9 protein-coding genes and 1 tRNA gene are annotated in these 9,115 nt (G+C 66.4%); 6 read left to right on the forward strand and 4 right to left on the reverse strand.

Features of this window, described 5'->3' with window-relative positions:
• Positions 1–28: 28 nt before the first annotated feature.
• A tRNA-Glu gene (locus HPA02_RS17435) sits at positions 29–104 on the reverse strand.
• A gap of 172 nt (positions 105–276) precedes the next feature.
• Here HPA02_RS17435 and msrB point away from each other — a divergent pair.
• From msrB to htpX, 4 genes are all read left to right on the forward strand, one after another.
• Positions 277–678 carry a peptide-methionine (R)-S-oxide reductase MsrB gene (gene msrB / locus HPA02_RS17440; protein WP_146804478.1) on the forward strand — a complete coding sequence of 134 codons (402 nt, stop codon included), beginning with the start codon at positions 277–279 and terminating at the stop codon, positions 676–678.
• Between the two features lie 87 nt (positions 679–765).
• Positions 766–1,722, forward strand: coding sequence for a ribosome biogenesis GTPase YlqF (gene ylqF / locus HPA02_RS17445; RefSeq protein WP_146804479.1), 957 nt, complete (start codon positions 766–768; stop codon positions 1,720–1,722).
• Between the two features lie 54 nt (positions 1,723–1,776).
• Positions 1,777–3,009, forward strand: a complete 1,233-nt coding sequence (locus tag HPA02_RS17450; protein ID WP_146804480.1) for a pyridoxal phosphate-dependent aminotransferase — start codon at positions 1,777–1,779, stop codon at positions 3,007–3,009.
• Positions 3,010–3,164: 155 nt separating this feature from the next.
• A complete protein-coding gene (gene htpX, locus HPA02_RS17455) occupies positions 3,165–4,067 on the forward strand; it encodes a protease HtpX (RefSeq protein ID WP_146804481.1) in 903 nt (300 codons plus the stop codon).
• A 241-nt stretch (positions 4,068–4,308) separates the two neighbouring features.
• Here htpX and pdxB read toward each other — a convergent pair whose 3' ends face one another.
• Entirely contained in the window at positions 4,309–5,469 is a 1,161-nt protein-coding gene (gene pdxB, locus HPA02_RS17460) for a 4-phosphoerythronate dehydrogenase PdxB (RefSeq protein WP_146804482.1), read from the reverse strand.
• Positions 5,470–5,563: 94 nt separating this feature from the next.
• Between pdxB and HPA02_RS17465 the strand changes: the two genes are divergently transcribed.
• Positions 5,564–5,845, forward strand: a complete 282-nt coding sequence (locus HPA02_RS17465; protein WP_146804483.1) for a hypothetical protein — start codon at positions 5,564–5,566, stop codon at positions 5,843–5,845.
• 95 nt (positions 5,846–5,940) lie between these two features.
• Here the strand turns inward: HPA02_RS17465 and HPA02_RS17470 are convergent, their stop codons facing one another.
• Both HPA02_RS17470 and rlmKL read right to left on the reverse strand, forming a co-directional pair.
• Positions 5,941–6,276, reverse strand: a complete 336-nt coding sequence (locus HPA02_RS17470) for a glutaredoxin family protein (protein WP_146804484.1) — start codon at positions 6,274–6,276, stop codon at positions 5,941–5,943.
• On the reverse strand, positions 6,273–8,477 hold the full coding sequence (gene rlmKL, locus HPA02_RS17475) for a bifunctional 23S rRNA (guanine(2069)-N(7))-methyltransferase RlmK/23S rRNA (guanine(2445)-N(2))-methyltransferase RlmL (RefSeq protein WP_146804485.1): 2,205 nt from the start codon (positions 8,475–8,477) through the stop codon (positions 6,273–6,275). The genes HPA02_RS17470 and rlmKL overlap by 4 nt, the downstream gene beginning before the upstream one ends.
• 299 nt (positions 8,478–8,776) lie before the next feature.
• Here rlmKL and rmf point away from each other — a divergent pair, with 299 nt between their 5' ends.
• Entirely contained in the window at positions 8,777–8,983 is a 207-nt protein-coding gene (gene rmf / locus HPA02_RS17480; RefSeq protein ID WP_146804486.1) for a ribosome modulation factor, read from the forward strand.
• Positions 8,984–9,115: the final 132 nt, after the last annotated feature.

Genomic DNA, 9,115 nt, shown 5'->3' on the forward strand with positions numbered 1-9,115 from the left:
TTTTCGATCATCCTACCGCGTCGAGGAGTGGCGTCCCATAGGGGGTTCGAACCCCTGTTACCGCCGTGAAAGGGCGGTGTCCTAGACCACTAGACGAATGGGACGCTGCTTGCCTCGTCGAGGTGGCGCGTATATTACTGAGCGACCGAGATGGTGTCAAGCCTATGGTTAAGCGCCAATTTTTGCTCTCGAGAAGCTACCCTATAGATGGGGCGATCGGCCGCCCCCGACCCTGCCGCCCCACGGCGGCGACCGGCAGCAGCCAGAGAGGACGCCATGCGCAAGAAGATCGAGAAGAGTGACGCCGAATGGCGCAGCCAACTCACCCCCGAGCAGTTCCATGTGACCCGCGAGAAGGGCACCGAGGCCCCCTTCAGCGGCGACTACCGGGTCAATGATGCCCAGGGCATCTACCACTGTGTCTGTTGTCATGCCCCGCTGTTCGAGAATGAGCACAAGTTCGATGCCGGCTGTGGCTGGCCGAGCTTCGACCGCCCCCTCGGCAAGTCATCGGTGGAGGAGCATGCGGACACTTCCCATGGCATGGTGCGCACCGAGGTGGTCTGCGCCCACTGCGATGCCCACCTGGGGCACGTCTTCGAGGACGGTCCCGCCGAGACCACCGGCCTGCGCTACTGCATCAACTCCCTGGCCATCAATTTCCACGAAGGCGAATAGTCGCCGCGAGCCCCAGTTGAAGCAGCGCCGACGGCCGTTCATCTGCTAAGATGAACGGCCGTTTTTTCTGCCCAGGAGACACGCATCATGCTCGGCTGGTACCCGGGACACATGCACAAGGCACGCCGCCAGATCACCGAGGCCCTGCCCGAGATCGATGTGGTACTGGAAGTGCTCGATGCCCGCCTGCCCTACTCCAGCGCCAACCCCATGCTGGCCGAACTGACCCAGCACAAGCCGGTGCTCAAGCTGCTGTCCCGGGCCGACTTGGCCGACCCGGTGCGCACCCAGGAGTGGGTCGACCATTTCGATGCTCTGCCGGACACCCGCGCCCTGGCGGTGACCACCACCCAGGCCCGGGAGCTCAAGGGCATCCCCAAGCTATGCCATGCCCTGGCCGGCCAGGTCCGTGCCGACCGCGATGTGCGGGTCATGGTGATGGGCATTCCCAACGTGGGAAAGTCGACCTTGATCAATGGTTTGGCGGGCCGCAAGATCGCCAAGACCGGTAACGAGCCGGCGGTCACCAAGCGCCAGCAGAAGGTACGCCTCGATGGCCGGGTGGCGCTGATCGACACCCCGGGGGTGCTGTGGCCGAAGATCGAGGATCAGGCCAGCGCCTTCCGCCTGGCTGCCAGCGGCGCCATTCGCGATACCGCCATCGACTATGTGGAGGTGGCCATCGTCACCGCGGCGGAGCTGGCCAAGCGCTATCCCGAGGCCCTGACGAGCCGCTACAAGCTCAAGGCCCTGCCCGCCTATGCCGCCAACCCGGAGGCCGAGGCGGTGGATGCCGATGGCCCCCGTCGCCTCGACCTGCTGGCCCTGGCCGGTTTCGATGGCCACGCCATCCTCACCGAGATCGCCGCCAAGCGCGGCGGCCTGCGCCCCGGCGGCGAGGTGGACCTGCACCGCGGCGCCGAGGTGCTGCTGCATGAGCTACGCGCCGGCAAGCTGGGTCGCCTGACCCTGGAGACCCCGGCGGACATTCCCCCGGAGCCGGCCGTCGAGGACGAGACGCCGGACTCGCCGACAGATTCCTAGATGACAACCCCGGGGGCGCCACGCCCCCGACTGGACAGCGGATTCCCAACGCCCATGGACACCCCGATCAAGAAGTCACACAAGCTGCATAACGTCTGCTACGACATCCGTGGCCCGGTGCTCGACCACGCCAAGCGCCTGGAAGAGGAAGGCCAGCGGGTACTCAAGCTGAATATCGGCAACCCCGCCCCCTTCGGCTTCGAGGCCCCGGAGGAGATCCTCCAGGACGTGATGCGCAACCTGCCCACCGCCCAGGGCTACTGCGACTCCAAGGGACTCTATTCGGCGCGCAAGGCGATCATGCAGGAGTGCCAGCGCAAGCAGATTCCGCATGTCGGCATCGAGGACGTCTATATCGGCAACGGCGTCTCCGAGCTGATCGTGATGGCCATGCAGGCACTGCTCAACGATGGCGACGAGGTGCTGATCCCGGCCCCTGACTATCCCCTGTGGACCGCCGCCGCCAACCTGGCCGGCGGTCGCGCCGTGCACTACCTGTGCGACGAGCAGGCGGACTGGGCCCCGGACCTGGAGGATATCCGCGCCAAGGTGACCGGCCATACCCGGGCCATCGTGATCATCAACCCCAATAACCCTACCGGCGCCGTCTACCCACCGGAGGTGGTCAAGGAGATCCTGGAGATCGCCCGGGAGCACGACCTGATCGTGTTCTCCGACGAGATCTACGACAAGATCCTCTACGACGGGGTGGAGCACGTATCCACCGGCGCCCTGGCCGGCGACGACCAACTGGTGGTGACCCTCAACGGCCTCTCCAAGAGCTACCGCTGCGCCGGCTTCCGCTCCGGCTGGATGATCCTCTCCGGCCAGGTGGCCATGCAGCGTGCCGCCGACTTTATCCAGGGCATCAATATGCTGGCGTCGATGCGCCTGTGCGCCAATGTGCCGGCCCAGCACGCCATCCAGACGGCGCTGGGCGGCTACCAGTCGATCAACGACCTGGTGCTGCCCGGCGGGCGCCTGCTGGCGCAGCGCGATATCACCGTGGAGAAGCTCAACGCCATCCCCGGGGTCAGCTGCGTCAAGCCCAAGGGCGCCCTCTACGCCTTCCCGCGCCTGGACCCCGCGGTCTACCCCATCGCCGACGACGAGAAGCTGGTGCTGGACCTGCTGCTGCAGGAGAAGATCCTGCTGGTGCAGGGCACCGCCTTCAACTGGCCGACGCCGGACCATGTGCGCATCGTCACCCTGCCCTGGGCCGACCAGCTGGGCGACGCCCTGGATCGCTTCGCGCGCTTCCTGGAGCGCTACCGCAAGGGGCTCTAACAAGGGACTCTAGCAACGGGCTCTGATTCGGCGAGCTAACGGTTTGAAAGGACGCTTGAAACCCGACGCCAAAGGCCGTATCTAATCGTCATGATTTTTCCGGGCGGCGCGGACCGCCGCCCTCTGAGGTTGCCACTCCTACGGAGATTCCCCCGATGATGAGAATCCTGCTCTTCCTGGGCACCAACCTGGCGGTGATCGTCGTCGCCAGCATTACCCTGCGGCTGCTGGGCGTCGAGCCCTACCTCAATGCCCAGGGCATCAACTTCAACAGCCTGCTGATCTTCTGCTTTATCTTCGGCATGGCCGGCTCCTTGGTGTCGCTGTTTATCTCCAAGTGGATGGCCAAGCGCGGCACCGGCACCGTGATCATCGAGACGCCTTCCAACGCCACCGAGAAATGGCTGCTGGATACCGTCGAGGAGCTTTCCCGGGAGGCCGGCATCAAGACGCCCGAGGTGGGCATCTTCCCCGCCCAGCAGTCCAACGCCTTCGCCACCGGCTGGAATAAGAACGACGCCCTGGTGGCGGTCTCCGCCGGCCTGCTCAACCGCATGCGTCCCGAAGAGGTCCGCGCGGTGCTGGCCCACGAGATCGGCCACGTGGCCAACGGCGATATGGTCACCCTGGCGCTGATCCAGGGGGTAGTGAACACCTTCGTGATGTTCTTCGCCCGGGTCGTTGCCCACCTGGTGGATCAGTTCCTGAAGAGCCGCACCGATGGCGAGGGGCTCGGCTTCATGGGCTACTTCGCGGTGGTGATCGTCGCCGAGATCGTCTTCGGCATCATCGCCTCGGCGGTAGTGGCCTGGTTCTCGCGCTTCCGGGAGTACCGCGCCGACGCGGCGGGGGCCCGGCTGGCCGGCTCCGGGGCCATGATCAATGCCCTGGCCCGTCTCAAGGCCGAGACCGAGCTACCCGACCAGATGCCGGACACCCTGACCGCCTTCGCCATTACCACCGGCCGGACCCGCAAGATCATGGAGCGACTCTTCGCCAGCCACCCGCCGCTGGATGATCGTATCCGCGCGCTTAAGGAAGCCGCCTATCGGCAGTAACGATAAGATGAGACGCGGCGGGTCACCCTCCGCCGCTCTCTGCATCGGCCGTATCCGGGCCCTGAAAGAAGCCGCCTATCGGCAGTAGCTACCAACCGGGGCGGATCCCTGGCTATCGCCACCCGCCCCTTTCCACAGGCCCGATCGTATCCGCGCGCTCAAGGAAGCCACCTATCGGCAGTAAGCGCGTTTTTTGATCGCCTGAAGGCAATCGGGCCCGCCATTGGCGGGCTCGATACGTTTAGCGGTGCTCGACGCGAAAGCCGGCGCCTTCGAGCCAGGGGGCCAGGTCGGCGGCGCCCTCCCGAAGCTCGACCGTCAGGGTGGCGAACTCGCGGCGCAAGGGATAAGCGGCCCGGTAGCCATCGAAGCCACGGGCCATACCCCGCTCGCGGGCGAAGCGCGCCAGCCCCAGGGCATCGCGTCGCGGGTCATGGCAGGCGCGGATACAGAGCCGCAGGGCGTCCCAGGGACTCAGGCCGGCGTCCAGGGTCAGGCGAGGCAGGGCCGGTGACGGCAGCAGGCTCGCCAGCTTGCGCCGAGCCGGTAGGCCGAAATGATGCATGGCGGCGCCGTAGACCTGGTGGGTGCCACGCAGCTTGCCATCCAGGCTATAGCCCGCCACATGGGGGGTGGCCAGGTCGGCCGCCCGCCACAAGACTTCGTCGATGGCGGGCTCGTTTTCCCAGACATCCAGCAGGGTGAGCAGGTCGCCCCGCGCCGCCAGGCGGGCCTTCAGGGCCTCGCCATCCAGGCAGTCGCCCCGCCCGGCGTTGAGCAGCCAGGTGCCCGGGCGCAGGGCCGCCAAGCGCCGCGCATCGAGCAGGTGGTGGGTGGCATGGGACCCACCCCGCACCAGGGGCGTATGCAGGCAGAGCACGTCGCACCGCTCGATCAGGGTCTCCAGGTCGTGGAAGCCCTCGCTGCCTTCCGCCTCGGCCCGGGGCGGGTCGCAGCACAGCGTCTCGATGCCCAGGGCCGCCAGGCGCGCGGCTAAGCGCCCGCCCACCTGGCCGACCCCGACGATCCCCACCCGGCGTTCCTCGAGCTCCTGGCCTTCCCGCTCCGCCGCCCAGGTCAGGGCCCCCAGCACATGGTCCACCACCGCCTCAGCGTTGCAGCCCGGGGCGCTGCTGAAGCCGATACCGCGCTCGGCCAACGCCTGCCGATCGATATGGTCGGTGCCGATGGTGCAGGTGCCCACGAAACGCAGCCGCGGCGCCTGGTCCAGCAACGCCCGGTCGACCCGGGTAATGGAGCGGGTGATCAGCACCTCGGCCTCGGCCAGCGCCTCGGGGGGAAGCTGGCGACCGGGCAGGCGCCGGACCTCGCCCAGCTCGCCGAAGCAGGCCTCGGCGGCGGGAATATTGGCGTCCACGATGATCCGTCGGGGGGCAGGCATGCATGACTCCTGGGGATGGCTTGTTCATGGGAGGCAGGTCGCTACAATAGCAGCTTCGCCCCGCCGGGGCCCCTTGCCGCCACCAGGAGTCGCCGTGATCGTCCGCTGGGAAAGTGACCATGACTATGTGCTGATCCATATCCACCAGGACATGTTCGGTGACTGGATCTTCAGCCGTGCCTGGGGGCAGATCGGCACCCAGTTCGGCGGCCTCAAGCACCAACTGGCCGAGGATCACGATCAGGCGATGATGTGGCTCGACGACGAGGCCACCATCCAGCGCTCCCGGGGCCTGCACAAGGTCCTCGAGGTGCAGGCCGACTCCCCCGAGGGCCAGGACGCCGTGCGCCAGCTCTCGCTGCTGGATAACGCCTAAGGGCAAGCTGGAAGCGGGATAGCAACCTAGTGTGAATCGCCCCCATGGATTGGCCATGGGGGCGATATTTTTCTGCCAGCTTCAGGCTCCTGCGATCAGCCCAAGTAACGCCGGCCATGGCGGATCTTTGCTTCGACGGGCTCGGCCGATGGGGCCGGGGCCTGCAACTGGCGCCAGGCGGCCTCGTCGAGCCAGCCCCTGGCATCCAGCCAGGCCGCCAGCCGCGATGCCTCGAAGCCGCGATCCAGCGTCTCGCCCTCCTCCGCCTCCAGCACCGGAATCCGCACCCCGTAGCGTGTCACCAGGGCATCATCCTCGCTGATCTCGACCCGCTCGAGGGCGTACTCCACCAAGCAGAGCCTCGCCAGCAACGCCTCGAGCGTCTCGCAGAGATGACAGCCCAGGGTGGTATAGAGCCGCAGTCGGATCATGCCGTTGGCTCTCCCCGATGGCGAATCAGGAAGACGTGGTGCAGGTCGGGGTTTCTCTTGAAATCCGGATCGAAGGTCTTCGCCGAGATTTCCTCTACCCGATACTGCTCCGCCAGGTCGGCATCCAGCGCGAAGCGCCGCTGATTGTTAGAGAAGACCAGGGTGCCGTCCTCGGCCAGGCGCGCCATGGCCAGGCGAATCAGCCGCCCATGGTCGCGCTGAATATCCAGGGTCGCCTCCATCTTCTTGGAGTTGGAGAAGGTCGGCGGATCCATGAAGATCAGGTCGAACTCCGCCTTGGCGGTCTCCAGCCAGCGCAGGCAGTCGTCGCGGACCACCCGGTGATGGGCCGGGTCGAGGCCATTGAGGGCGAAGTTGTCCCGGGCCCAGCTCAGGTAGGTATTGGAAAGATCGACACTGATGGTGTCGCTGGCGCCCCCTGCCTTTTCGGTGCCCAGCGCCGCCTGCACGGTGGCGGTGGCGGTGTAGCAGAAGAGGTTGAGGAAGCGCTTGCCGGCGGCCATCTCGGCGAGCCGCCGACGCACCGGGCGGTGGTCGAGGAAGAGCCCAGTATCCAGGTAGTCGCGCAGGTTGACCCAGAGCCGCGCCCGTCCCTCGCGCACCTCGAAGCGCTCGCCATGGCTGCCCTGCTTCTGGTACTGGGCGCGGCCACTCTGGCGCTCGCGGCGCTTGATCACCACCCGGCTGGGGGATACCTCCAGCACCTCGGGGATCACCCCCAGGGCATCGAAGAGGCGCTTCTGGGCCTGGGCCGCATCCACCGACTTGGGCGGCGCATACTCCTGCACGTGCACCCAGTCACCGTAGACATCGATGGCCAGGGCGAACTCCGGCATGTCGGCGTCATAGAGGCGATAGCAGGACTCGCCGGACTGTTTGAGCCACTTCTTGAGACGCTTGCGATTCTTGAGCAACCGGTTGGCGAACATCTGCGCATTCTCGGAACGCGCCGGCGCCTCGGGCCTGGCGTCGCTGCCCGCCTCGCCGCTCGCCTCGGGAATAGCGATCAGCAACAGGCGCGCCTCCAGGGGCCCGTTGCGGAAGGCGTAGTGCTTGTGGGCGCGCATCCCCAGGCGGTGGCCCAGGTCGGGGTTACCGGTGAACAGCGCCAGGTTCCAGCCGGGGAAGGCCTCACGCAGCCGCTCGCCCAACTGACGATAGAGGGTCACCAGCTCCGGCAGCTCGCCGATGCGCTCGCCATAGGGCGGGTTGGTGATCACTAGCCCCCTGGCCTCGGGACTCAGGCTCTCGGGGCGCTTCAGCTCGGCCACCGAGGCGCCCTGGAAGTGGATCAGCGCCGGGATGCCGGCGCGCATGGCATTGGCCTTGGCGGCGGCGATGGCCTGGGGGCTCTGGTCGCTGCCGAACAGCCGCGCCTTGCAGCGCTTGCGGCCCAGGCTGGCCCGGGCCTCGGCCTCCCGCCTGAGTTCCCGCCACAGCTCACGATCATGACCCGCCCAGGCCTCCAGGCCGAAGCGCGCCCGATTCAGGTTGGGGGCGATATCCGCCGCCATCAGCGCCGCCTCGATCACCAGGGTGCCGGAGCCGCACAGCGGATCCACCAGGGCCTCACCGGCCTTGGCCCGGGCCGGCCAGTCGGCACGCATCAGCAGGGCCGCGGCCAGGTTCTCCTTGAGGGGTGCATGCCCCAGCTCGCGGCGGTAGCCGCGCCGGTGCAGGCTCTCGCCGCTGAAATCGATGCCCAGGGTCAGGCGCCCCCGGTGCAGGTGGGCATAGAGGCGCAGGTCGGGGTCCCGGGGCTCGACCGTCGGCCGTTCGCGACCGGCCCGGGCCATGGCGGTGACCACCCCATCCTTGACGGTCTGGGCACCGAACCGAGTATGGCGGATCGTCGCCGACTGGCCATGGAAGTCCACCGCCAGGCTGCGCCCCGGCACCAGGTGTTCCGCCCAGGCCACCCGGGCCGCGGCGTCCGCCAGCTGCTCCGGGCTCTCGACGCCCTCCTCCCGGATCAGGCAGAGGATGATGCGGTTGGCCAGGCGCGACCAGAGGCAGGCCCGATAGGCCACCGCCAGCTCGCCACGGAAATGCACCCCGGCCACCGTGGTCTTCTCCACCTGGGCTCCCAGGGCCGTCAGCTCCTCGCCCAACAGGGTCTCGAGCCCGCGCGGGCAGGCGGCAAAAAAGGCTGGAAGATTCGTCACTTGCATATCACTCATGGTGTGCTGTGGAGATTCGCTAGGGCAGTTGGTGAGGCGCTTGGCCTCGGGGCCCGGGCGCCGGGGACGGACGTCATATTCCCGTCATGCCGATATGCTTGGCCTCTTATGCCAAAATACCGGTCGACAACCGGTCCCGTCATGGTCTAAATGTATAAGCGTAGCTACGAAATAACGCATGCGTTGCTTGCCGCAGATGCTGGATAACTACGGCCGAGTGAATGAATCGCTCGGGGCCGATAAGGAGTCTCGTGTACTGCAAACGTCACAAAGTCTAACGGTTCTGAAGAGGCCATCCGATGAAACGACAGAAACGTGATCGCTTCCAGCGTGCTTATGTTCATGGCTACAAGGCGGGACTCAGTGGTCGTTCCAGAGATGAGTGTCCCAGCCAAGATGTGGATCTTCGAGAATACTGGATGAGCGGTTGGCGTGAAGGTCGTGGGGACCAGTGGGCTGGCATGACGGGAGTCGCCGGCATCCATAAAAACCCCATGGTAATGTGACGTCTTCTCTAGCCACTATCAGACACTACCCATTCCCAAGGCCCGCACTCGCGGGCCTTTCTATTGCTCGCCCTTGTTGCCATCCTTGTTGTTGCCATCCTTGTTGTTGCCGCCCTTGTTGCTGTCATCCTT

It is taken from the genome of Bisbaumannia pacifica (assembly GCF_007989625.1).
GTDB classification, from domain to species: domain Bacteria; phylum Pseudomonadota; class Gammaproteobacteria; order Pseudomonadales; family Halomonadaceae; genus Bisbaumannia; species Bisbaumannia pacifica.

What these genes read in the sequence shown, in the direction of transcription:
- ylqF (WP_146804479.1), top strand. Translation starts at nt 766, where the DNA reads ATGCTCGGCTGGTACCCGGGACACATGCACAAGGCACGCCGCCAGATC.
- htpX (WP_146804481.1), top strand. Translation starts at nt 3,165, where the DNA reads ATGATGAGAATCCTGCTCTTCCTGGGCACCAACCTGGCGGTGATCGTC.
- HPA02_RS17470 (WP_146804484.1), bottom strand. Translation starts at nt 6,276, where the DNA reads ATGATCCGACTGCGGCTCTATACCACCCTGGGCTGTCATCTCTGCGAG.
- msrB (WP_146804478.1), top strand. Translation starts at nt 277, where the DNA reads ATGCGCAAGAAGATCGAGAAGAGTGACGCCGAATGGCGCAGCCAACTC.
- HPA02_RS17450 (WP_146804480.1), top strand. Translation starts at nt 1,777, where the DNA reads ATGGACACCCCGATCAAGAAGTCACACAAGCTGCATAACGTCTGCTAC.
- rmf (WP_146804486.1), top strand. Translation starts at nt 8,777, where the DNA reads ATGAAACGACAGAAACGTGATCGCTTCCAGCGTGCTTATGTTCATGGC.
- rlmKL (WP_146804485.1), bottom strand. Translation starts at nt 8,477, where the DNA reads ATGAGTGATATGCAAGTGACGAATCTTCCAGCCTTTTTTGCCGCCTGC.
- pdxB (WP_146804482.1), bottom strand. Translation starts at nt 5,469, where the DNA reads ATGCCTGCCCCCCGACGGATCATCGTGGACGCCAATATTCCCGCCGCC.